This window comes from Rhodomicrobium sp. Az07, from assembly GCF_018619475.1.
In the GTDB taxonomy this organism is placed as follows: Bacteria; Pseudomonadota; Alphaproteobacteria; order Rhizobiales; family Rhodomicrobiaceae; genus Rhodomicrobium.
This window is the reverse complement of the sequence record NZ_JAHFZG010000012.1, coordinates 16,311-38,823: the sequence shown is the minus strand read 5'-3', so window position 1 is coordinate 38,823 and position 22,513 is coordinate 16,311. Positions and strand designations below refer to the sequence as shown.

Here is a 22,513-nt window from a genome sequence, read left to right as displayed (position 1 = left end):
TTCGGTCATGAAAAAGGGGGCTCCAGTGCTCTTAGCGCGCCGGTTTCTTGCCGCGAAGGTCATTTTCTTCCTCGCGATCGCGATGTTGGTCTGTCTTCCGGCGCTTGCCGAGCCCCGCGCCAAGGCTTCGGGGGCTTGCGCCGACGCCTCCGATATCGCGGTGTTGAACTCGCCGCTCGCGCCGTGGAAGGGCGCGCCGTTGCGCGTCGTCTTTGCTTCCGGGAAGCCGCTCGACGGCGAACTGTCCCTCGTCGCCCCCAACGGAACGATTGCCGTGAAAACCGCCCAGAGGCGCGGTGGATCGCCCTATTTCTGGATCGTGGAAGTCGCATCTCCCGCAGCCGGATCATGGAAGGCGAAGCTTGGTTCCGCAGGCGCTTGCGAGGCGATCACGCGTGACATCGTTGTGCGGGACCGCCGGCCGGCAGCGATGCAAGCCGGGAATGTCGGTGTGTGGCCTCTTCGCGCCGCGTGGAACCGGGCGACCGAAAATCTCTATTCGGCGTGGATCGAGACGCTTTTCGACGCGCCGCTCGACGCTTCCCCATCGTGGGCCGTCCTGCACGATGTCATGCGCGACCGCTCCCGCAACCTCCTGTTCAATCACCTGGGCCTGCGCGAGGACGAGAAGAACATCGTGATGCGTCCCGATTGCGCCGACCTGCCATATTTTCTGCGCGCCTATTTCGCCTTCAAGATGGGGCTCCCCTTCGGCTTCTCGAAGTGCACCCGCGGCGGCGGCGGCGAAGGGCCTCGGTGCTTCGAATGGTCGAACAGCCAGACGCTTGAGCCCGCGCGCCCGCCAAGACCGGAGATTGCATCGAACCCGCTGCCGGCTCTGTTCCGTCAATCGGTGCCTCAGCCGCGAACACCACCGCGAAGGCTTGGTCTCGCCGCTTCATTCGCGCGCTATCTCCCGGCTGTCGCCAATGGCGTGCATTCCGGATCGGCGCGGACCTTGGCAGCGGACAACAACACCGATTATTACCCGGTGGCACTCACCTCGCAGGCGCTGAGGCCGGGAACCGTTTATGCCGATCCCTATGGTCATGTGCTCATGCTCGTGAAGCGCGTGACGCAGTCCGCCGAGGGAGCGGGCAGCTTCCTCGCCGTCGATGGACAACCGGATGGCACGGTCGCGCGAAAGCGCTTCTGGCGAGGCAATTTTCTGTTCGCGCAAGATCCGGCGCTTGGAAGTCCGGGCTTCAAGCACTTCCGGCCTATCGTTCGAGAGCGTGGCGCCCTGAGGCGTCTTTCGAACGCTGAAATTTCTGAAAGCCCGGAATACGGGGATTTTTCCCTCGATCAGTCGCGGCTCGACGTGGAGGACTTTTACGACCGGATGGAAGACGTGATGTCCCCGGAGCCGCTGGACCCGTCGCGCGCTTTGCTGGAGGTGATCGCCGCGCTCGAAGAGCAGGTCAAGGCGCGCGTGACGTCGGTTGAAAACGGTCGAAAGTTCCAGACAGGCAATCGCGGCGATGCCGACATGCCGGACGGCCCGTCGATCTTCGAGACGACCGGTGCGTGGGAGGATTTTGCGACGCCGTCCCGCGATCTGCGTCTCCTGATCGCGATCGATGTGGCTCGCGGTTTCCCGGATCGCGTGGAGCGGCGCCCTGAACGCTATGCCATGCCGAAGGACAAGAGCGCGGCTGATGTGAAAGTGGACCTTGAGAACGCTCTCGCCTCGGAATTGGCGAGCCGGCGGTTCTCCTATACGCGAAGCGATGGCTCGGCCTGGCCGCTTGCACTCGGCGATGTGGTCGAGCGGTCCATTGCGCTCGAAATGGCGTATAATGTGAATGATTGCGTCGAGTTGCGCTGGGGCGCGCCGCAAGGAACCGACGAGGCCTCGACATGCAAGCGCCGCGCCCCCGCCGCCCAGCGGACGAAGATGCAAGACTATCGGGTGTGGTTCCATGAACGGCGGCGTCCCCCGCGGGCTTGAGCGGCGCGCCGCATGACGGCGACTACGATCGCAAGTCGGCTTGAACTCCTTCACAGACGCTTTAGATGTTGGCATCAGCGAAGGACCAGAGAGCGATGAGCGGCGAAGCAATTTCGGTACCGGCGGAGTGGGCGCCGCAAAGGGCGATATGGACGGCGTGGCCCGCCGATCCGGACGAGTGGAACGGCGATCTCGAAACGCCGCGCCGCGATGTTGCGGCGCTCGTGAGCGCGCTGGCGGATGGAAACGCCGTGCGCTTGCTCGTCAATGGCGCAGAGGCGGAGACGACGGCGCGAGCGACGCTTGGCGGCGCGGCCGAGATCGTCCCCGCGCGCTATGGCGACATCTGGCTGCGCGATACGGGACCAATCTTCGCGCGGATCGGTGATGGCACCGGCTCCGGCGAGAAGGTCGCGCTTCGCTTTGGGACCAACAGCTGGGGCGGCAAGTTCGACCTGCCGGACGACGCAACCGTCGGCGACGATATCGCGCGGCTTGCCGGCGTGCCCGTGCGGCGCTTCGATTTCGTGCTGGAAGGCGGCGCAGTCGACCATGACGGTGCAGGCACCGTTCTGACCACGCGCCAGACGATGCTCAACCCCAACCGCAACGGCTGGACGCGCGCCGAGGCGGAGGCGGCGCTCGGCGCGGCACTCGGCGCGAAAAGAATCGTCTGGATCGATGAGGGGCTGGCGAACGACCACACCGATGGCCATATCGACAACATAGCGCGGTTCGTCGCGCCGGGCGTCGTCGTCTGCCAAGCGCCAGCAGGCGACGACGACCCAAACGCCGCAACGCTCGACGCTATCGCGGCGACACTCGAAGCGGCAACGGACGCAAGCGGCCGTAAGGTCGAGGTGGTGCGCGTGCCGGGCGTCGGCCGCTATCGCAACGCGATCGGCGAATTTTCGCCCGCGTCGCACATGAATTTCATCATCGCGAACGGCGTCGTCGTGGTTCCGGTTTACGGCACAGCCACCGAAGACGCGGCACTTGGCGCGCTCCGCGAGGTGTTTCCCGGCCGCCGCGTGGTCGGCGTGTCCTCGCGCGGGCTTCTCGGCTTCGGCGACGCGGGCGGCGGCTCATTCCATTGCATCACCCAACAGGAACCGGCGTAATGGCAAAGCTTACGGTTGCGGCAATTCAGACCGCCTACGGCCCCGATATCGCGGAAAACATCGCGAAGACGGAACTCTACGTGCGCGAGGCCGCCGCGCTCGACGCGCAGATCGTGCTGCCGTCGGAGTTGTTCCAGGGCATCTATTTCTGCTCGCGGCAGGATCCGAAATGGTTTGCCACGGCGCACCCCGCGCGCGAGCACCCTTGCGTGGCCGCGCTCGCGAAACTCGCCGGTGAACTTGGGCTGGTGATCCCGATCTCATTCTTCGAGAAGGAGGGCCCCGCCTATTACAACAGCGTCGCCATCGCGGATGCGGACGGCGAGGTGCTCGGCGTCTATCGCAAGAGCCACATCCCGGACGGCCCCGGCTATCAGGAGAAATATTACTTCCGGCCCGGCAACACCGGCTTCGCGGCGTGGAAGACGCGCTTCGCGACCATCGGCGTCGGCATCTGCTGGGACCAGTGGTTCCCCGAGGCCGCGCGCGCCATGGCGCTCCAGGGCGCGGACGTGCTGCTCTACCCTACCGCCATCGGGTCCGAGCCCTACGACAACGCGCTCGACACGCACCGCCGCTGGCAGCGCGCGATGCAGGGCCACGCCGTTTCGAACGCGATTCCCGTGATCGCCGCGAACCGCATCGGGCTTGAAGATAATGACGGCGCGATGCAGCGCTTCTACGGCCACAGCTTCATCGCCGACCATACTGGGGAACTCGTCGCGGATTTCGGCGATACGGATGAGGGCGTACTGGTGGCGAGCTTCGACCTCGCGGAGATCGAACAATACCGTGCCGACTGGGGGTTTTTCAGGGATCGGCGCGGAGAGCTTTATGGTGGGCTTGTAAAATAGCGTGCCTATATGCTTGGCGACTTGTGCAAATGGCGCACCCGACAGGACTCGAACCTGTGACCCCTAGATTCGGAATCTAGTACTCTATCCAGCTGAGCTACGGGTGCGTGCGGGCGGAGCATAACCGAAGCGCCGCGCCGTCGCAATAAGTCATCTTTCGCTTCGCGAGGCGAACATTTCCCTGTCTCCGCCTCCTTCACGCGCCTGTCGATGCCCGCCGATTGGGGTTGGCCCGGCGCCTCGAACCCGCCTATATTCCATGCATGACAGCCGCCCCATCGCTCGCCGAAAAGCCAGTTTCCGCTCCCGTCGAAGCCGCAGTGCCACCCGGCAGCCGCGTCTATCTCATCGATGGCTCGGGCTACATCTTCCGCGCGTTCCACGCGCTGCCGCCGCTGACGCGGCCCTCGGACGGGCTGCCGGTCGGCGCCGTTCACGGCTTCTGCAACATGTTGTGGAAGCTGCTTCGCGAGACGAAGGGCGAGAACGCGCCGACGCATCTCGCCGTCATCTTCGACCATAGCCGCGCGAGCTTCCGCACCGAAATTTCCGCCGCCTACAAGGCGCAGCGCCCCGAGCCGCCCGCCGAACTCGTGCCGCAATTCGCGCTGATCCGCGACGCCGTGCGCGCCTTCAACGTCGCCTGCATCGAGCAGGAAGGCTACGAGGCGGACGACATCATCGCGGCCTACACCTGTCAGGCGGCGGATGCGGGCGCGGATGTGGTGATCGTCTCGTCTGACAAGGATCTGATGCAACTCGTCCGCCCCGGCGTGACCATGCTCGACACCATGAAGAACAAGGTGATCGGCGAGGCGGAGGTGATCGAGAAGTTCGGCGTGCCGCCGTCGAAGGTGGTGGATGTGCAGGCGCTCGCGGGCGATTCGGTCGACAACGTGCCGGGCGTGCCGGGCATCGGCATCAAGACGGCGGCGGAACTCATCCGCGACTATGGCGACCTCGAAAACCTGCTCGCCAATGCGCCGCTCATCAAGCAGAAAATGCGGCGCGAGCGGCTGATCGAGTTTGCCGATCAGGCGCGACTTTCGCGCCGCCTCGTGGAGCTTTCCTGCGACATGCCGGTCGAAAAGCCGCTCGACCTCACCGCCGTCGAAGAGCCGGACCCGCACGCGCTGCTCGAATTCCTGCGCACGATGGAATTCAACTCGCTGACGAAGCGCATTTCCGAGGCGTTCGGCGTCGAACCGTCAACGGGTGAGATGACGCGGCCTTCGCCTATTGGCGATGTCGAGGGCGATGCGCCGGAGAAAGCCCCTGGCGGCGACACGCCCGCCGATGAGGCGCGCCGCGTGGAAGCGTGGCTCAAGTCGATCCCGTTCGACCGCTCGCTCTATGTGCAGGTGACGGACCTGCAAACGCTCGAAGACTGGATCGCGGCGGCGACAGAACAGGGCTTCGTCGCCTTCGACACGGAGACGACCGCACTCGACGCGATGTCCGCGAAGCTCTGCGGCGTCGCGCTCGCGCTGGAGCCGGGCCGCGCGTGCTATATTCCGCTCGCCCATCGCGCGGGCGACGGCCTCGACTTCACCGGAGCGGGCGAGATCGCGCAGCTTCCGATGGAGAGCGCCCTGCCCCGCCTCAAGGCGCTGCTCGAAGACGACAGCGTGCTGAAGATCGGCCAGAACATCAAATACGATGCGCTCATCATGCGCCGTCACGGCGACATCCGCGTCGCGCCGTATGACGACACGATGCTGATGGCCTATGCCTGCGATCAGGGACGCGGCGGGCTTGCGGGCTTCGGCATGGACGAACTGTCCAAACGCCATCTCGGCCACACGCCCATCGCCTTCACCGATGTCGCGGGCAAGGGCAAGGCGCAATCCACCTTCGACTGCATCGCGGTCGACAAGGCGACGGAATATGCCGCCGAGGACGCCGACGTGACGCTGCGCCTGTGGCACCTGTTCCGCGCGCGGCTTGCCGCCGAAGGCATGGCCGCCGTCTACGAGACGCTCGAACGCGCGATGCCCGCTGTGCTCGGTCAGATGGAATTCAACGGCATCAAGGTGGATCGCGCGGTGCTCTCGCGCCTCTCCGCCGACTTCGCGCAGAGCCTCGCGCGCCTTGAGGATGAGATCTACGAACTCGCGGGCCAGCGCTTCAACATCGGCTCGCCGCAGCAGATCGCGGATTTGCTTTTCGGCAAGTTCGGGCTGCCCGGCGCAAAGAAGACCTCTACCGGCAAATGGAGCACGGGCGCGAAGGTGCTCGAAGACCTCGTTTCGAGCGAAGACCTCACAGAAGACCAGCGCCGCCTGCCCGGCAAGCTCCTCGAATGGCGACAACTCGCGAAGCTCAAGAGCACCTACACCGACTCGCTGCCCCAGCACATCGACGCCGACACGGGCCGCATCCACACCTGCTATTCGCTCGCCTCCACCTCGACGGGGCGGCTTTCATCCACCGAGCCGAACCTGCAAAACATCCCCATCCGCACGCGCGAAGGCCGCATGATCCGCTCGGCCTTCATCGCAGCGCCGGGGAAGAAGCTCATTTCCGCCGATTACAGCCAGATCGAGCTTCGCGTGCTGGCTCACATGGCCGACATTCCGGCGCTGAAACACGCGTTTGCCGAGGGGCTCGACATCCACGCGATGACGGCGAGCGAGATGTTCGGCGTGCCGGTGAAAGACATGCCGGGCGAGGTGCGCCGCCGCGCCAAGGCCATCAATTTCGGCATCATCTACGGCATTTCCGCTTTCGGCCTGTCGCAGCAACTCGGCATCCCGCGTCAGGAGGCCGGAGACTATATCGCCAGGTATTTCGAGCGCTTCCCCGGTATTCGCGCCTATATGGACGCGATGCGCTCGAAGGTGCATGAAGACGGCCATGTGGAAACGCTGTTCGGCCGCAAGATCCACTTCCCCGAGATCAAGACGCCGAAGTGGAACATGCGGCAATTCTTTGAGCGTGCGGCGATCAACGCGCCGATTCAGGGCACCGCCGCCGACATTATCCGCCGCGCGATGGTGCGCGTGCCCGCCGCGCTGGAGCAGGCGGGCGTCCGTGCGCGCATGCTGCTTCAGGTGCACGACGAACTCGTGTTCGAGGCGGACGACGCCGAGGTTGAGGCGACGATCAAGGCCGTCACGCGGGTCATGGAGCGCGCCGCCGAGCCCGCCGTGGCGTTTTCCGTGCCGCTGAAGGTGGATGCCCGCGCCGCGCAGAACTGGGACGAGGCGCATTAGTTTGGTTATCGAGAGGGTAAATTATGTTCGGATGGCTTCGGCGACGCCCAAAAAATTACGGCCCACGTGAAGATATCGGGAAGCAATTAGAGGATTGCAGCTTCAAGCTTTGTCTGGTGTATCTAAATCTTGAAACCAAGTTCAAGAAGACATCGCCGTGGGAGGCTGGGTTAAGCGACGAAGAAAAAACCAAAATATTTCATGGTCACGCGCGGGAATATATTAGACAAAATTATCCGGATATTTATATCCTCGGGGACTTGGTTATCGATCGAGTCATTGCGACCGCGGTCAAGTTTGCACGGATTGAAGCGCAAAAGGGGGTATAACCTCCCCCGTCACCCCTCGCCGTCATAAGCCGCGAGCGCGACGGGCAGCGCCTCGATCACACTGTTGCCGACGGCAGGAAGCCCGATCAGAACCGCGCTGATGATTTCCGCGCGGCTCGCGCCCGCCGCCTTGGCGGACTGCACATGAAACGGGATGCCGGAGGTGAGCCGGGCTGCGGCGAGCACCGCGAGATAGGCCAACTCCTCGGTCTTCTTGTCGAGCGCGCTTGCGCCGTCCAGCCCGTGCACGGCTCCCATCCACGCTTTCGCGTGATCGGGCGCTTGTGACAGGAATATCTGAAATGCTTTGGAAATCGTCATGGCGTCCCTCCATTTCAGGACCGCCACCATGTCGTCGGTAGCTAAAGCCCGTTGCGCGGCGCGTCAGGCCGCCGGGAAAGCCAGCCGGATCTTTTCGATATGACCGCCGACCGGCGAGGCCATCTCGTTCGCGGCCACGGCGCCGTCCGCGAAAATGCGTTCGAGGCGCATGATGCGGTCGTGCAGGCGATGGCTTTCCGCGATGAGGAAGCGGAACGTTTCGGGCAGAGCGTCGAAGCCTTCGGGCAGGGTGGCGCTTTGCGGCGACAGCGTCACGCGGTGACGGTGATTGTGCGCCTCGGCGGCGGTGATTTCGCCCGCAGCGATGGCGCGGCGCACGAGAAGCCACGATGCAAGTTGCGTGAGCCGCGTGGTAAGCCGAATGCTTTCGGAGGAATAGGCGAAGCTCGCGGGTGGCGTCAGAAGCTTCGATTCCGTCCTGCCCGGACCGTCGAGATATTCGGCCGTGCGCTCCACGAGGTCCATCCCCTCGCGATAGAGCCGGGCGAACTGCGGGGATGTCGTGAACCGATCCCCGAACGACAGCAGCGCCGCTTTTGGTAGGTCATTTACAACGCCGGAGCTTTTCATGGAGTCCCTACGCACCACTTCCGACCCTGCCCGGACCGGAACCCTCACCTTACGCCAGCATAGCCGCAACAGCCTTTCAAAAGGTGAACGCACGGCCAAGCTTGACTGACCTAGCCCAAAAAAAAGAGCCGCATCATGGCGGCTCTCAAAAAGTTTGTGGAGGTGTTTCAGGGTCGACCCAGCTTTACATTACAAGAAGTCTAACGCGTCCGTCTTAAGTTGGAGTAAAGATCCGCAGTTGGCATCGAAGCGCCGGAGGAAAATTCATGAAAACCATCATCATTCGCGAACCCGGCGGCCCTGAAGTGCTGTCGCTCGACGACGTTGCCGCGCCCGAACCGAAGGCTGACGAGGTGCTGATCGAGGTGGCCGCCGCGGGCGTGAACCGGCCCGACGTGCTCCAGCGGCAGGGGCTTTACCCGCCACCGCCCGGCGCGTCGAACATCCCCGGCCTCGAAGTTTCGGGCAGGATTGTGGCGGTCGGCGCGGACGTGACGCGCTGGAAAGCGGGCGACACCGTGGCCGCGCTGACATCCGGCGGCGGCTACGCGCAATACGCGGTCGCGCAGGAAGGATCGTGTCTTCGCGTGCCGAAGGGGCTAGGCATGGCGGAAGCGGCGTGCTTGCCGGAAACCTTCATGACCGTCTGGCACAATGTGTTCGAGCGCGGCGGGCTGAAGGCGGGCGAGTGCTTCCTCGTCCATGGCGGATCGAGTGGCATCGGCTCGACGGCGATCCAGCTTGCGGCCCATTTCGGGGCGCGCGTCTTCGCCACCGCCGGAAGCGACGAGAAATGCGCCTATTGCGAGAGCCTCGGCGCGGAGGCCGCGATCAACTACCGGACGAAGAATTTCGCCGAAGAGATAAAGACACTCACCTGCGGCAAGGGCGTGAACGTCATCCTCGACATGGTCGGCGGCTCGTACATTCAGGACGACATCCGCTGCGCGGCGGAGGACGGTCGGATCGTGCAGATCGCATTCCTGAAGGGCGCGAAGGTCGAGGTGAACCTCATGCCCATCATGCTGAAGCGCCTCACGCTCACCGGCTCGACGCTGCGCCCGCGTTCGGCGGCGTTCAAGGCGCAACTCGCGCGCACGCTGGAAGAGAAGGTGTGGCCGCTGATCGAGAGCGGCGCGGTGCGCGTGGTGATCGACAAGACGTTCCCGATGGCGGAAGCGGCGCAAGCGCACCGCCACATGGAAACGAACGCCCATATGGGCAAGATCGTGCTGACGGTTTAACGCGGGCGGTGTTCGCCGCGCACGGCGTTGGATGGCTTGCGCAACGCCGAACGCAAAGCCGCCGCTCGGCCAAAAGCCTTGCACCGTGACCGCGTTTCGCCTATGTTTTTGTCAGCTCAATAAATCAGACTCTGAAGAAGAGTGGGCCGGCCGGTCCGCTCTTTTTCTTTATCTGGCGCCTCGATAGCGCTGCGAACCGGATTCCATGGAAGAAGAGAGAGACACGGCACCGATCCAACCAGCGGCACCTTCCGCGCCGACAAACCGCTTCGCGCTTGAATTCGGCCCGGCGGCTGACCTCGCCGCTCTCGTCGAGCCGGTGCTTGAAGACATGGGCTTCCGCCTAGTGCGCGTCACGATGTCGAAGCGCGACGGCGCCACGATCCAGATCATGGCCGACAAGGCGGACGGCGCGATCAATGTCGACGATTGCGCGCAAATCTCGCGCCGGATTTCGCCGCTGCTGGACGCCCACGATCCCATCAAGGACCGCTATTACCTCGAAGTCTCGTCGCCCGGCATCGACCGTATCCTTGTGCGCCCGTCCGATTTCGAGGACTGGGCGGGTTTCGAGACGAAGGTGGAACTGAAAGAGCTGATCGATGGCCGCAAGCGTTTTCGCGGCATTCTCGAAGGCTACGAAAACGGCGAAATGCTGCTTCAGGTTCAGCTTGACGAGAAGAGCGAGCCGCAAACCATCGGCCTGCCGGTGGACCTCATTCACGACGCGAAGCTTGTGCTGACGGACGAACTGATCCGCGCCTCGCTCGCAAAGGCAAAAGCCGCCGGCAAGAACTGGGCCGAAGGCGGCGAAATTGAAGACGAACAAATCGAAGACGCGGAGTTGAACGATGGCGCAATCCGGAATTAGCGCGAACCGGCTGGAACTGTTGCAGATCGCGGATGCGGTCGCGCGCGAAAAGTCGATCGACCGCACGCTCGTGCTTTCCGCCATGGAAGACGCGATCCAGAAGGCCGCGAAGTCGCGCTACGGCAGCGAAAACGAGATCCGCGCCGAGATCGATCCGCGCACCGGCGAAATCCGCCTGTCGCGCCTTCTCGAAGTGGTGGAGCGCGTCACGCTCGACGCGACCGAGATCAGCCTCAAGGATGCGATGAAGCGCAACCCCGAAGCCGAGGTGGGTGATTTCATCGCAGAGCCACTGCCGCCCCTCGACTTCGGCCGCGTCGCGGCGCAGAACGCCAAGCAGGTCATCGTGCAGAAGGTGCGCGAGGCCGAGCGCGAGCGTCAGTTCGAGGAATACAAGGATCGCATGAGCGAGATCGTCAGCGGCGTCGTGAAACGTGCGGAGTATGGCAACGTCATGATCGACCTTGGCCGCGCCGAGGCGATCATCCGCCGCGACGAGACGCTGCCGCGCGAAAACTACAAGCTCGGCGACCGCGTGCGCGCCTATGTCTATGACGTGCGCCGGGAAAATCGCGGACCGCAGATTTTCCTCTCCCGCACGCGCCCCGAATTCATGGCGAAGCTGTTCGCGCAGGAAGTGCCCGAAATCTACGACGGCATCGTCGAGATCAAATCGGTGGCGCGTGATCCCGGCAGCCGCGCGAAGATCGCGGTGGTCTCGAAGGAAACGAGCGTCGATCCGGTCGGCGCGTGCGTCGGTATGCGCGGCAGCCGCGTGCAGGCCGTCGTGAACGAGCTTCAGGGCGAAAAGATCGACATCATCCAGTGGTCGGGCGACCCGGCAACGTTCATCGTGAACGCGCTCGCGCCCGCTGAAGTGGCCAAGGTCGTGCTCGACGAGGAGTCGGAGCGCATCGAAGTCGTGGTGCCGGACGAGCAATTGAGCCTCGCCATCGGCCGCAAGGGTCAGAACGTGCGCCTGGCCTCGCAGCTTACGGGCTGGGACATCGACATCCTGACGGAAGCCGAGGAATCGGAGCGCCGCCAGAAGGAATTCGCCGAGCGGACCGCCGCCTTCGTCAACGCGCTCGACGTGGACGAGATGATCGCGCAGCTTCTCGTGTCGGAAGGCTTCGCCTCGGTCGAGGAACTCGCCTTTGTCGACGCGCATGAGGTCGCCAGCATCGAAGGCTTCGACGAAACCACCGCGCAGGAAATCCAGGAGCGCGCCCGCGAATTTCTGGAGCGGCAGGAAGCCGAACTCAACGAGAAACGCAAGGCGCTCGGCGTCGAGGACGAACTGGCCGAGGTTCCGGGCGTCACCACGGCGATGCTCGTCGCCTTTGGCGAAAACAACATCAGGACGGTCGAAGATCTCGCCGACTGCGCCACCGACGAACTGGCCGGCTGGACAGAGCGCGCCCACGGCCAGACGAAGCAGAACCCCGGCATCCTTCAGGGCTTCGACCTTTCGAAGTCCGACATCGAGCATCTTATCATCGCCGCCCGCGTGAAGGCGGGCTGGATCGAGGCGCCGGAAGAGCCCGAGGAAGAACTTGCCGAAGCCGATGGCCTTGACGATGGCCCGGAAGCGCCTGAGGACGAGGGCGCCGAGGTGGAAAGCCACGAGGACGCGGACGGTGAAGCGCTTGAGGAAGGGGGCGAGAATGCCCAAAACCAAGAAAAAGCGCTCTGATCCGGAACCGATACTGGACTTTGACGAGGAAAAGGCACATTTATCAGAGTGCGAGCAAGGCGACACGCACAATATCCCGATCAGAACCTGCGTCACGGAGCGAGCGAGAAAGGAAAAGCCTTTCCTTCTCCGTTTCGTCGTCTCCCCCGAGGACGAGGTCGTCCCCGACATCAAGGGGAACCTCCCGGGGCGGGGCGTGTGGGTCACAGCCGGTCGAAAGGCCGTAGGCGATGCCGTCAAGCGGCGCGCTTTTCAGAGAGTCTTTCGTCGGCCGGTTACCGTAAGCGAAAGCCTTTCCTCTGAGGTTGAACAGCTTTTTAAGCGGTCTGTGCTAGAACGCTTGTCGATTTGTAATAAGGCCGGGCTTGTGGTCACGGGGTTTCAGAAGGTCGACGACGCACTGAAGCGGCGTGAAATCGTGGTTCTTCTCCATGCCGACAGCGCGGCCGCGGACGGGAAGGACAAGCTCGACAGGAAGTTCAAGGCCTTATATTCGGGCGCGAATCACATCGAGCCGGAAAATTGCTTCACATCAGCCGAAATTAGCTTGGCGACGGGAAGCACGAATGTAATACATGCGGGACTTAAGGAAGGCGGGGCGACAACCGCGTTCTTGCAAGCTCTCGTTCGGTTCAGCGGGTATTGCGCAAGCGAGGCGAAGCCGCATTCGCTGCGTCAGGATAGAGAATGAGCGAAACGAAAGAAACGGACACGAAACCGGCGGCTGGCCGCAAGACGATGTCGCTGAACGTGAAGCGGACGGTCGAACAGGGCCACATTCGCCAGAACTTCAGCCACGGCCGGTCGAAATCCGTTCTGGTCGAGACGAAGCGCAAGCGCCCTGGAACGGGGCCTGGCATGGCGGAAGAGCCGCAACAGCAAGTCCAGAAGCCCGCGCCACAGAAGCCCGAGCATCGAGCCTTCCAGAAACCCGGCTCCGAGCAGGGTGGCGACAAGCGGCCGCAAAAGGTTCTGCGCCAGCTTTCGGCCGGTGAGGTCGACGCACGCGCCCGTGCGCTGGTCGAGGCACGCAAGCGCGAGGAAATCCTCAAGCGCGAACGCGAGATCGAAGATACGCGCCGCCGCGAAGAAGAAGCTCTACGCGCCATCGAAGACAAGAAGCGCGCCGCCGAGGACGAAGCCGCCGCGAGGAAGCTCGCCGAGGAGACGGCCCATCTCCAGGCGAAAGAGGCGGCTGAACCGAAGCCGGAACCTCCGCAGGAACGCGCAAGACAGGAAGCCACATCCGTATCCGTGGCTCCTGCGGCGCGCCCCGCACGCCCGCCGGAGCCGCCGCGCCGTGTCGGTCCGGACACCGTGCGCGTTATCGCCCGTCCGCAAGACGACCGCCGTCCACCGCGCGCACCGGATGCGCGTCCGACCGACGCCCGTGGCCCCGCCCGCGATGGAACGCGGCCAGCCGGCGCTCGCCCGGATGGCGCACGGCCACAGGGCGCTCCCGGTGCCAGACCCGGTTTTGGCGGTCCGCGCGGCGCCGCTGCTGCTGCGCCCGCGTCTCCGATCCCGGAAGTGGCCGCTCGCCCCGATAGAACGCGCGATGCCGCCGTCGGTGCTCGCGCCCGTGGTGCCGATACCGAGGAAGACGACCGCCGCGCAAAGCGGGGTCTGCCCGGAAAGGTGGCCACTCCCGCACCCGTCAAGAAAACGGTCACGGAGCGCACCGGCCGCCAACGTCTCACGCTTTCGAACGCGCTCGACGACCAGCAGCGCGAACGCAGCCTCGCCTCCCTCAAACGCCAGCGCGAACGTCAGAAGCTTCAGGCTTCAGGCGCGCGGCAGGAGCGTCTCAAGATTCAGCGCACCGTCATTCTGCCCGAAGCGATCACCATTCAGGAACTTGCGAACCGCATGGCGGAACGCGCGGTCGACATCATCAAGTTCCTGATGAAACAGGGACAGATGCTGAAGATCAACGACGTGATCGACGCCGATACGGCCGAACTCGTCGCCGAGGAATTCGGCCACAGCGTGAAGCGCGTCACGGAAGAGGACGTCGAGGAAGGCTTCATCGGCGAGACCGACGATCCCGATACGCTTCAGTTTCGCGCCCCGGTCGTCACGATCATGGGCCACGTCGACCACGGCAAGACGTCGCTGCTCGATGCCATCCGCCACGCGAACGTGGTTTCCGGCGAGGCCGGCGGCATCACGCAGCATATCGGCGCCTACCAGGTCACGACACCTAACGGCGCCCCCGTGACCTTCATCGACACGCCGGGCCACGCGGCCTTCACCGCGATGCGTGCCCGCGGCGCGAAGGTTACGGACATTGTGGTGCTCGTCGTCGCGGCCGATGACGGCGTCATGCCGCAGACGATCGAAGCCATCAATCACGCCAAGGCAGCGGGCGTGCCGATCATCGTCGCCATCAACAAGATGGACAAGCCGGACGCAGATCCCCTGCGCGTGCGCACCGACCTCCTTTCTCACGATATCGTGGTGGAAAGCATGGGCGGCGACACGCTCGAAGTGGAAGTGTCGGCCAAGCAGAAGCTCAACCTCGACAGGCTTCTTCAGGCGATCGCGCTTCAGGCCGAAGTTCTCGAACTTACGGCCAACCCGGATCGCCCGGCGGAAGGCATCGTCATCGAGGCCAAGCTCGAACGCGGTCGCGGGCCGGTCGGAACCGTGCTCGTGCAGCGCGGTACGCTCAAGGTCGGTCAGATCGTCGTGGCTGGCCGCGCTTGGGGCCGCGTGCGCGCGCTCATCGACGACAAGGGCTCGAACGTCGTCGCGGCAGGGCCGTCGACGCCGGTCGAGGTGCTCGGTTTCGACAGCGCGCCGGAAGCCGGCGATCAGCTCGCCGTCGTGGAAACCGAAGGGCGTGCTCGCGAACTGACCGAACACCGCCAGCGCAAGCTGCGCGACGTGCGCTCGGTCGGTGCCGGTGCCCGCAATTCGCTCGAACAGATGATGAAGCAGGCCGCCAAGGGCGGAAAGAAGGAATTCCTGCTCATCATCAAGGGCGACGTGCAAGGCTCGGTCGAGGCAATCAACGCCGCGCTGGGAAAGCTCGGCACGGACGAAGTCGAGGCGCGCATCATCCATTGGGCCGTGGGCGGCATAACATCCTCGGATGTTGCGCTGGCCGAAGCCTCGGGCGCTGTCATCATCGCCTTCAACGTCCGCGCGGACGCGCAGGCGAAGCAGCAGGCCGAACGCGACGGCATCGAAATCCGCTATTACAACATCATCTACGACCTCGTGGACGATGTGAAAAAGGCGATGTCGGGCCTGCTCGCGCCGATCACGCGCGAAGAGTTCCTCGGCAATGCCGAGATTCTCGAAGTGTTCAACATTTCGAAGATCGGCAAGGTCGCGGGCTGCCGTGTCACGGAAGGCAAGGTCGAGCGCGGCGCGAGCGTGCGTCTGGTGCGCGACAACGTCGTCATCCACGAGGGCAAGCTGTCCACGCTCAAGCGCTTCAAGGACGAAGTCAAGGAAGTGGTCGTCGGCCAGGAATGCGGCATGGCGTTCGAGGGCAATCAAGACCTCAAGGCAGGCGACACGATCGAATGCTTCCGCACTCACATCGAGACGCGGAGCCTTTAGAATATCGGGGCGCGCAGCTTTCGCGCCCCGGCAATATTCGCATGCGGCGCGCCGAATGAGGCGCATGCCGCTCGGCAGGAATAAGCGGCGTCCATCGCCGCTTTTTTTGTCTCGTTGCTTCTCCGCTATTCCAGTTCGCCGAACAGCGCCAGCGCGGCCTCGGCCGTCTTCTCGTCGAGCGGCTTTGGAGTGAGGTCGACACCCTTTCCCAGCCTTTCGATCAGGATCTTGAACACGGCGAGGCGGGCGTAATTCTTGTTGTTCGCCGGAACGAGAAACCACGGCGCATAATCCGTCGACGTCTTTTCGAGCATATCCTCGATGGCGTTTTCGTAGTCGGCCCGATGATCGCGGTTGCGGAAATCTTCGTAGGTCAGCTTCCAGCGCTTCAGCGGATCGGTGAGCCGGTGCTTGAACCGCTTGAGCTGTTCCTCGGCGGAGATGTGCATGAACACTTTCGCGAGGCGCGCCCCGTCATCGACGAGCAAGCGTTCGAACTCGTTGATCTCGCGATAGGCGCGTTTCCACTCCGACTTTTTCGCCAGTCCTTCGACGCGCTCGACGAGTACGCGGCCATACCAAGAGCGGTCGAACACCACGATCTGGCCATGCTCGGGCAACCGCTGCCAGAAGCGCTGAAGATAGTGTTCCTTTTTCTCGTCCGGCGATGGCGCGGCAATCGGGTGCACCTTGAAACTGCGCGGATCGAGCGTCCAGCCGAGACGCCGGATCACGCCGCCTTTGCCTGCCGTATCCCACCCCTCAAGCACGATGACGGCATGTTCGCGCGTGCCGAGATACGCCTGCTGAATGGATTGCATCGTCTTTTGCAGGGGGACGAGCTTGTGGTTGTAATCCTTCTGATCGACGTGATGGCCGTCGCCGAGAGAGGCGAGCGACGGTCGACCGCTCACAATGAATTTGTCTGCCTTCACGAAAAATCTCCAATCATGCCCCTCCATGATCGGGAGCGGGCATTAAGAATCGATGCAGCGGAAGCGAGCGGATGACGCCCGAAGCTGGGCCTCTTTCGTTCGAGCATCAACCCGATTCGGCCGGCGTTGGCCGCCGATTCCCGCGCGGCGACGAGAAGACGCGAAAAAGAAGAAGCGCCGTCACCGCTGCCGCATAGGCGAGCGGCTCCAGCGTCCAGGATTTCAGCGACAGCAGATAATGTGCGATGGCGAGGATCGCGGCGAGGTACACCCATCGATGCAGCCGCTGCCACGCTCCGGCGCCCATGCGTTTGATTGCTCGCGCGTTGGAGGTCCATGCAAGGGGCACGAGGATCGCGAAAGTCGCCATGCCGAGCGTGATGTAAGGACGCTTCACGATATCGCCGAGGATCGCGGCAAGGTCCGGCCCCCGGTCGAGCGCGATCCATGTCAGAAGGTGCGCGCAGGCATAGAAGAAGGCGAGCAGGCCCAGCGCGCGCCGGAACCGGACGAGGTTCGGCCCCCCGATCCGGCGAAGCGGTGTCACCGTGAGGCTCGCGATCAGGAAGCGCAGCGCCCAGAGGCCAAGCATATGTTCGAGCGTCTTTACCGGGTCGGCGCCGAGTTGGTCGCTCACCGCGAGCCAGAAAGTCCACAGGCCCGGCAGCGCGCCGACCAGATAGACCGGCCAGTGCGGGAAGGCATTGATCGCCCGCTGGGCAGCGCGCCTCGGCGATTCGTTCGGCTGTGACATGCAATATGTTCCCTGAGTGCGGACCCGGCCTCCAAGGAAATGGGCCTCTGGGCGGGCTTTTCGAGCCGCCATCGTTCAAACCGCCGCGAGGCTGGCGATAAGGCGCGCCGCCGCGTGCAGGGAGCACTTAAGACCCTGTGAAAATGATACTAAAAATTTACGCGAAGTCTCGATACTTGCGCGCAGTAGTTCCACTTGAGAGGGCGTTAGTATGAGAGTTTTAGTGGCATGCGTGGTCCTGATGCTGGGCGCGGCAGGCGCTCAGGCGCAAGGCCGAAATCCCTACTACGGCGAGCCGACCGATTATCTGGGCACCTGGAATAATGTCGCGCTTCAGCGCAATATGGTTGTGCGCATCGAAATCCGGCCCGAGCATAAACGCGGCGGCGTCTGCGTCACCGTTTTCGGGCTCCGTAATGGCGAACCCGTCGTTTTCGGCGAATATCGCGGCCGTACTTTCCTTTCCAGCTATCCGCGCGAGCGCGAGCAGGACAATTCGGCGGTGCTCGTCCACGTCAAACAACCGTATGCTCGGGGGCATGTGCTTCTGCGCTTCAACGGGCGCGGCGAGATCGTTGCGCACTCGCTGCTGAACATCTCCGGCCGTGGCGACGTCTACAGCCTGGAACGATTCGCGGCTAACGATCGCGGCGGGCGCGATTACGATCCTCGCGGCCGTTATCCGTCCGAGCGGCCTTACGGCTATTGAGAGAGAACGCGCGAAAAACCCCGGCCGTTCACCCGCGCCGGGGTTTTTCTTATCTCAGTTCAGGCCCTTGAGTCCGTCCGAAAGACCAGCCAGCGGCGCGGGAAAACCCACGCCCGAGTCCGGCGTCGGAAACACGATGAAACTCGCCGTCCGACCGCTCGTGAATTTTCCGATCAGCTGATCGTCCACGATCACCTCTGCGAGGCAGCCGAACTTGCGGCATTTGAGAAACTTCACGTTGCCGACGTCCTTGCCATCCACGCGAAGGCCGAGACCGGCGGGAAGCACAACGTCGAGCGGCGCGACAATACGCAGGATCTTCTTGTTCTGGTCCTCGAACGCCCGCATCAGAAGCACGGTCATGAACATGTTCGGCCGGTCTTCGAGCTTCAGATCCTGCACGAGCGCGCATTTCTCTTTTTTTGCACCGGCGAGTTGCGCGCATTTCAGCTTCCACGCGCCGTAAATCGCCTTCACCTGACCGGAGCCGATTTCCTGGGCTTGAGCCGCGCCAAGGCCCGCAGCGCAAGCGCAGGCGGCGAAAAGGCACGCGGCGAGGATGTTGGCCGTTCTTTGCATGATGGCGGTCCGTGTCGAGAAAGAGCTGAGTGCGAGGATATACCTTGCACTCGACAAGAATATGGGCCGAATTGAGACTGCGCGACGGAGATGGCGGCTGCTGTTTCGCGGCCTGACGGCTCGTGCGGTCCCGGAGCGGCGGTGTTTCGTTCAAGCTGGCCCCTTCCGGCCGTGCAAGAATTCTTGAGTCAACCTCCGGTTTCGGTGCGAATTTGCTGCGTCGGAGATGACACAGGCCAAAGTCCGTCCTATTGTGCGTAAAAATCCGACATCCCTTGCGTAAAGCGGTTTGCCGCATCGCGGAACAAGAAACGATATGATGTACGTCTCGACACGAGGTGCCGCACCGAAAGCGGACTTCGAGGAAGCGCTTCTCGCCGGTCTCGCGCCCGATGGCGGGCTTTACATGCCGGAGACGTGGCCGCACCTTTCGTCCCTGCCTGCTTCGCCCACCGGCGCTTATGCGGCTGCGGCGGCGCATGTGATGACGCCATACATGGGCGACAATCCCGGCGAGGCAGAACTTTTCGCGCTTGTGTCGGACGCGTATGCGCGCTTCGCCGATCCCGATACCGCGCCGCTCAGGACAGTCGGGCCGGATCTCCACCTGCTTGAGTTGTTCCACGGGCCCACGCTCGCCTTCAAGGACTTCGCGATGCAGGTTCTGTCGCGGCTGATGGAACGCGCGCTGAAGCGGCGGGGGCAGCGCACGACGATTGTCGGCGCGACCTCGGGCGATACCGGCGCGGCGGCGGTCGAGGCGTTTCGCGGGCGCGACGACATAGAACTTTTCATCCTTTACCCGCATGGCCGCATCTCGGACGTGCAGCGCAAGCAGATGACGACGGCCGCCGAGGACAACGTCCACGTCATCGCCATCGAAGGCACGTTCGACGATACGCAGGCCATCGTGAAGGCGCTGTTCGGCGACGCTGAGTTCCGCACGCGCCACGCGCTTTCGGCGATCAATTCCATCAACTGGGCACGCATCGTGGCCCAGACGGTTTACTACTACACGGCGGCGGCGAAGCTCGGCACGGCGTGCCGCCCGAGCTTCTCGGTGCCCACCGGCAATTTCGGCGACATCTTCGCGGGCTTCGCGGCGTCGCTGATGGGGCTTTCCATGGGCCGCCTCGTGATCGCGACAAACGAGAACGACATCCTTGCGCGAACGCTGGAGACGGGCCGCTACGAGCCCAAGGGCGTCGTGCCGACCGACAGCCCGAGCATGGACATCCAGATTTCCAGCAATTTCGAGCGGCTTCTGTTCGAGGAAAGCGGCCGCGATGCCGACCTCGTAAACCGCGCGATGGCAGACCTGAAGGCGAAAGGACATTTCGACCTGCCGCCCGCCACGCTCGCCCGCATCCGCGAGCGCTTCTTCGCATGGCGCGTCACGCGTGAAGAGGCCGCCGACGCGACGCGCGCTCTGTTCGACGAAACCGGGATGATCATCGATCCCCATACCGCCGTGGGCGTCGTCGCCGGCAAGCGCGAGCAGGAGCGCAACGGCGGTTCGATGGTTGTCCTGTCGACGGCGCATCCCGCGAAGTTCCCGGAAGCGGTGACGCGCGCCATCGGTCGTGCTGCGGAGATTCCCGAGCGTCTCGTGGAGCGTCTTCACGGCCGCGAACGTGTACAGATCTTGCCGAATTCCGCCGCTGCGGTGGCGGACGTTATCGCGCGGCACGCCGCTAACAAGCTGCAAGCATGATTCCGCAAAAATCGCGTCCGGTTTTGCGATAGGATCATGCGTCGACAAAAGGCGTGGTCCCCAATCCGATTTCCGGTTTGTTATCATGCCGAAGAAGATGCTGCTGACGAGCGCGCGGCGCCGTCCGCGATATCGCTCGATAAACCATTTGAGATTTGCCCGAGGTTCTGCCCATGACAGTCGAGACCAGCCAGCTAGCGAACGGAATGCGAATCGTGACCGACCGCATGCCGGGGCTCGAAACGGCGACGGTCGGCGTTTTCGTCACCGCTGGCGCTCGCTCCGAGACGGATAACGAGCACGGCGTCGCCCATTTCCTCGAACATATGGCCTTCAAGGGCACGCCGACACGCTCGCCGATTGAAATCGCCGAGGAAATCGAAGGCGCGGGCGGCGCATTGAATGCGGTCACGTCGTCGGAAGCGACCAACTATTACGCGCGCGTGCTAAAGAGCGACGTGGAACTTGGACTTAACCTCATCGGCGACCTGCTTCTCAACCCGTCGTTTTCGGACGAGGAGATGGACCGCGAGCGCGAAGTCATCCTTCAGGAAATCGCGGCGACACAGGACAGCCCCGACGACATCGTTTTCGATCTGGCGCTCGACGAAGCCTATCCGAATCAGTCGCTCGGCCGGTCCATCCTCGGCAACGAACGCACCATCTCGCGCCATTCGGCCGCCGATTTGCGCCGCTTCCGGAGCGAAAACTACTCGGCCTCCCGCATGATCCTTTCAGCGGCGGGGGCGGTCGATCACGCCGCGATCCACAAGCTCGCCGAAAGCCTGTTCACGGGCCTGCCCGAGGAAGCGCCGCGCCCGATCAAGCGCGCGAAGTTCGAAGGCGGCCACGCCACCGTCGACAAGCGGTTCGAGCAGTGCCACGTCATCTTCGCCTTCGAGGGCTTCCCGAACGGGCATGAGGATTCATTCGCCGGGCGTATCTTCGCCGGGATCGCGGGCGGCGGCATGGCCTCGCGGCTGTTTCAGGAGGTGCGCGAAAAGCGCGGCCTCTGCTACGATATCCACGCCTTCGACTGGGGCTATTCGGACAGCGGCATCATCGGCCTCCACGCGGCGACGAGCGCGCAGCAACTGAAGGAACTGAGCGCGCTCTCGCTCGGCATTTTCGCGGACCTCGCCGAAAACGGGCCGACCGACAGGGAACTTGCCCGCGCCAAGGCGCAGATCAAGGCGGGGCTATTCATGAGCCTCGAAAGCTGCGAGTCCCGCGCGGGGCAGATCGCCTGGGATCTCATGGTGTTCGGGCGGCCGATCTCCAACGAGGAACTGATCGAGAAGGTGGACGGCGTGACGCGCGAGCACGTGCAGGCGGTCGGCCTCGGCTTTCGTGCGCGACCGGAAATCGTCTCGGCGGTGGTCGGCGGGCGCGGCTCGGCGGCAACGGCGGCCGATGCGGCCGAAGCCTTCCTTACCGGCGCCCTGGCCGCCTGAGGCCGCCCGATGCTCGGCGGGTCGCGCATTTTCTTCGTGGAGACGAGGCCTTACGTCGAGGGTGATGGCGTCTATCTGCGAGAGCCGCAAATGTCCGACTACAAGGAGTGGGCCACCCTTCGAGGGCAAAGCCGCTCCTTCCTCGAACCGTGGGAACCCCGCTGGGCGAAGGACGAGCTTTCTCGCGAAACCTACCGCCGCCGCATTCGCTATTATTACCGCGATGCCCGACAAGATGTCGGTTATGCCTTTTTTCTGTTCAGAAGCTCTGATAACGCGCTTATAGGCGGCTTGACGTTGAGTAACATTCGGCGCGGGGTCAGCCAGAGCTGTTCTCTCGGATACTGGACAGGGGCTCCGCACGCCCGCCAGGGATACATGACCAAAGGGGTGCGCGCGGTCATATGGTTCGTGTTCGACGTCTTGCGTCTTCATCGGCTCGAAGCGGCCTGCCTGCCCGAAAACAAGGCTTCGGCGGCTTTGCTGGTCCGTACGGGGTTTCAATATGAGGGCCTGGCCCGTCGATATCTCAAGATCAATGGCGTGTGGCAGGACCATTGGCTGTTCGCGCTCATCAACGACGATCCGTTGCCATAACCCGT

General features: G+C 63.5%; 19 protein-coding genes and 1 tRNA gene. 14 read left to right on the top strand and 6 right to left on the bottom strand.

The window, feature by feature from the left end; genetic code table 11:
* Positions 1-7 precede the first annotated feature (7 nt).
* The 3 genes from KKP04_RS10205 to aguB all read left to right on the top strand — a co-directional run bounded on the left by KKP04_RS10205 (position 8) and on the right by aguB (position 3,926).
* Positions 8-1,951 (top strand): hypothetical protein, encoded by a 1,944-nt coding sequence (locus KKP04_RS10205; protein WP_371818762.1) that lies wholly within the window; start codon positions 8-10, stop codon positions 1,949-1,951.
* Between the two features lie 95 nt (positions 1,952-2,046).
* Positions 2,047-3,072, top strand: a complete 1,026-nt coding sequence (locus KKP04_RS10200; RefSeq protein ID WP_215030377.1) for an agmatine deiminase family protein — start codon at positions 2,047-2,049, stop codon at positions 3,070-3,072.
* Positions 3,072-3,926 (top strand): N-carbamoylputrescine amidase, encoded by an 855-nt coding sequence (gene aguB, locus KKP04_RS10195; protein WP_215030374.1) that lies wholly within the window; start codon positions 3,072-3,074, stop codon positions 3,924-3,926. Before KKP04_RS10200 ends, aguB begins: the two co-directional genes overlap by 1 nt.
* A gap of 30 nt (positions 3,927-3,956) precedes the next feature.
* On the opposite strand, the gene KKP04_RS10190 is transcribed toward aguB, so the two are convergent.
* A tRNA-Arg gene (locus KKP04_RS10190) sits at positions 3,957-4,033 on the bottom strand.
* A gap of 156 nt (positions 4,034-4,189) precedes the next feature.
* Between KKP04_RS10190 and polA the strand changes: the two genes are divergently transcribed.
* Together polA and KKP04_RS10180 are read left to right on the top strand one after the other, a co-directional pair.
* On the top strand, positions 4,190-7,141 hold the full coding sequence (gene polA, locus KKP04_RS10185; RefSeq protein WP_251134029.1) for a DNA polymerase I: 2,952 nt from the start codon (positions 4,190-4,192) through the stop codon (positions 7,139-7,141).
* A gap of 23 nt (positions 7,142-7,164) precedes the next feature.
* Entirely contained in the window at positions 7,165-7,470 is a 306-nt protein-coding gene (locus KKP04_RS10180) for a hypothetical protein (RefSeq protein WP_215030371.1), read from the top strand.
* A 9-nt stretch (positions 7,471-7,479) separates the two neighbouring features.
* On the opposite strand, the gene KKP04_RS10175 is transcribed toward KKP04_RS10180, so the two are convergent.
* A complete protein-coding gene (locus KKP04_RS10175) occupies positions 7,480-7,791 on the bottom strand; it encodes a carboxymuconolactone decarboxylase family protein (protein WP_215030368.1) in 312 nt (103 codons plus the stop codon).
* 63 nt (positions 7,792-7,854) lie between these two features.
* Positions 7,855-8,382: a DUF1465 family protein gene (locus KKP04_RS10170; protein ID WP_215030365.1), complete on the bottom strand. Its 528-nt coding sequence runs from the start codon at positions 8,380-8,382 to the stop codon at positions 7,855-7,857.
* Between the two features lie 266 nt (positions 8,383-8,648).
* Here KKP04_RS10170 and KKP04_RS10165 point away from each other — a divergent pair, with 266 nt between their 5' ends.
* The 5 genes from KKP04_RS10165 (at position 8,649) to infB (ending at position 15,766) form a co-directional block, all read left to right on the top strand.
* A complete protein-coding gene (locus tag KKP04_RS10165; protein WP_215030362.1) occupies positions 8,649-9,626 on the top strand; it encodes an NAD(P)H-quinone oxidoreductase in 978 nt (325 codons plus the stop codon).
* A 205-nt stretch (positions 9,627-9,831) separates the two neighbouring features.
* Positions 9,832-10,497, top strand: coding sequence for a ribosome maturation factor RimP (rimP, locus tag KKP04_RS10160; RefSeq protein WP_215030360.1), 666 nt, complete (start codon positions 9,832-9,834; stop codon positions 10,495-10,497).
* Positions 10,478-12,193: a transcription termination factor NusA gene (nusA, locus tag KKP04_RS10155; RefSeq protein WP_215030357.1), complete on the top strand. Its 1,716-nt coding sequence runs from the start codon at positions 10,478-10,480 to the stop codon at positions 12,191-12,193. The genes rimP and nusA overlap by 20 nt, the downstream gene beginning before the upstream one ends.
* Complete coding sequence (locus KKP04_RS10150; protein WP_215030354.1) at positions 12,165-12,884, top strand: RNA-binding protein; 720 nt, start codon at positions 12,165-12,167, stop codon at positions 12,882-12,884. Before nusA ends, KKP04_RS10150 begins: the two co-directional genes overlap by 29 nt.
* The gene (infB, locus tag KKP04_RS10145; RefSeq protein ID WP_215030351.1) at positions 12,881-15,766 is read left to right on the top strand and encodes a translation initiation factor IF-2; all 2,886 of its coding nucleotides are present in this window, start codon (positions 12,881-12,883) and stop codon (positions 15,764-15,766) included. Before KKP04_RS10150 ends, infB begins: the two co-directional genes overlap by 4 nt.
* Positions 15,767-15,891: 125 nt before the next feature.
* Here the strand turns inward: infB and KKP04_RS10140 are convergent, their stop codons facing one another.
* Complete coding sequence (locus KKP04_RS10140; RefSeq protein ID WP_215030349.1) at positions 15,892-16,701, bottom strand: polyphosphate kinase; 810 nt, start codon at positions 16,699-16,701, stop codon at positions 15,892-15,894.
* A 106-nt stretch (positions 16,702-16,807) separates the two neighbouring features.
* On the bottom strand, positions 16,808-17,455 hold the full coding sequence (gene msrQ, locus KKP04_RS10135) for a protein-methionine-sulfoxide reductase heme-binding subunit MsrQ (RefSeq protein ID WP_215030346.1): 648 nt from the start codon (positions 17,453-17,455) through the stop codon (positions 16,808-16,810).
* A 211-nt stretch (positions 17,456-17,666) separates the two neighbouring features.
* On the opposite strand from msrQ, the gene KKP04_RS10130 reads away from it, so the two are divergent.
* Positions 17,667-18,164: a hypothetical protein gene (locus KKP04_RS10130; RefSeq protein ID WP_215030343.1), complete on the top strand. Its 498-nt coding sequence runs from the start codon at positions 17,667-17,669 to the stop codon at positions 18,162-18,164.
* Positions 18,165-18,218: 54 nt separating this feature from the next.
* Here the strand turns inward: KKP04_RS10130 and KKP04_RS10125 are convergent, their stop codons facing one another.
* The gene (locus KKP04_RS10125) at positions 18,219-18,743 is read right to left on the bottom strand and encodes an invasion associated locus B family protein (protein ID WP_215030340.1); all 525 of its coding nucleotides are present in this window, start codon (positions 18,741-18,743) and stop codon (positions 18,219-18,221) included.
* A gap of 316 nt (positions 18,744-19,059) precedes the next feature.
* Between KKP04_RS10125 and thrC the strand changes: the two genes are divergently transcribed.
* The 3 genes from thrC to KKP04_RS10110 all read left to right on the top strand — a co-directional run bounded on the left by thrC (position 19,060) and on the right by KKP04_RS10110 (position 22,508).
* The gene (gene thrC, locus KKP04_RS10120; RefSeq protein WP_215030337.1) at positions 19,060-20,457 is read left to right on the top strand and encodes a threonine synthase; all 1,398 of its coding nucleotides are present in this window, start codon (positions 19,060-19,062) and stop codon (positions 20,455-20,457) included.
* A 173-nt stretch (positions 20,458-20,630) separates the two neighbouring features.
* A complete protein-coding gene (locus KKP04_RS10115) occupies positions 20,631-21,911 on the top strand; it encodes a pitrilysin family protein (RefSeq protein ID WP_215030334.1) in 1,281 nt (426 codons plus the stop codon).
* A 9-nt stretch (positions 21,912-21,920) separates the two neighbouring features.
* Positions 21,921-22,508 carry a GNAT family N-acetyltransferase gene (locus KKP04_RS10110; protein ID WP_215030331.1) on the top strand — a complete coding sequence of 196 codons (588 nt, stop codon included), beginning with the start codon at positions 21,921-21,923 and terminating at the stop codon, positions 22,506-22,508.
* The last annotated feature ends 5 nt before the right edge of the window (positions 22,509-22,513 follow it).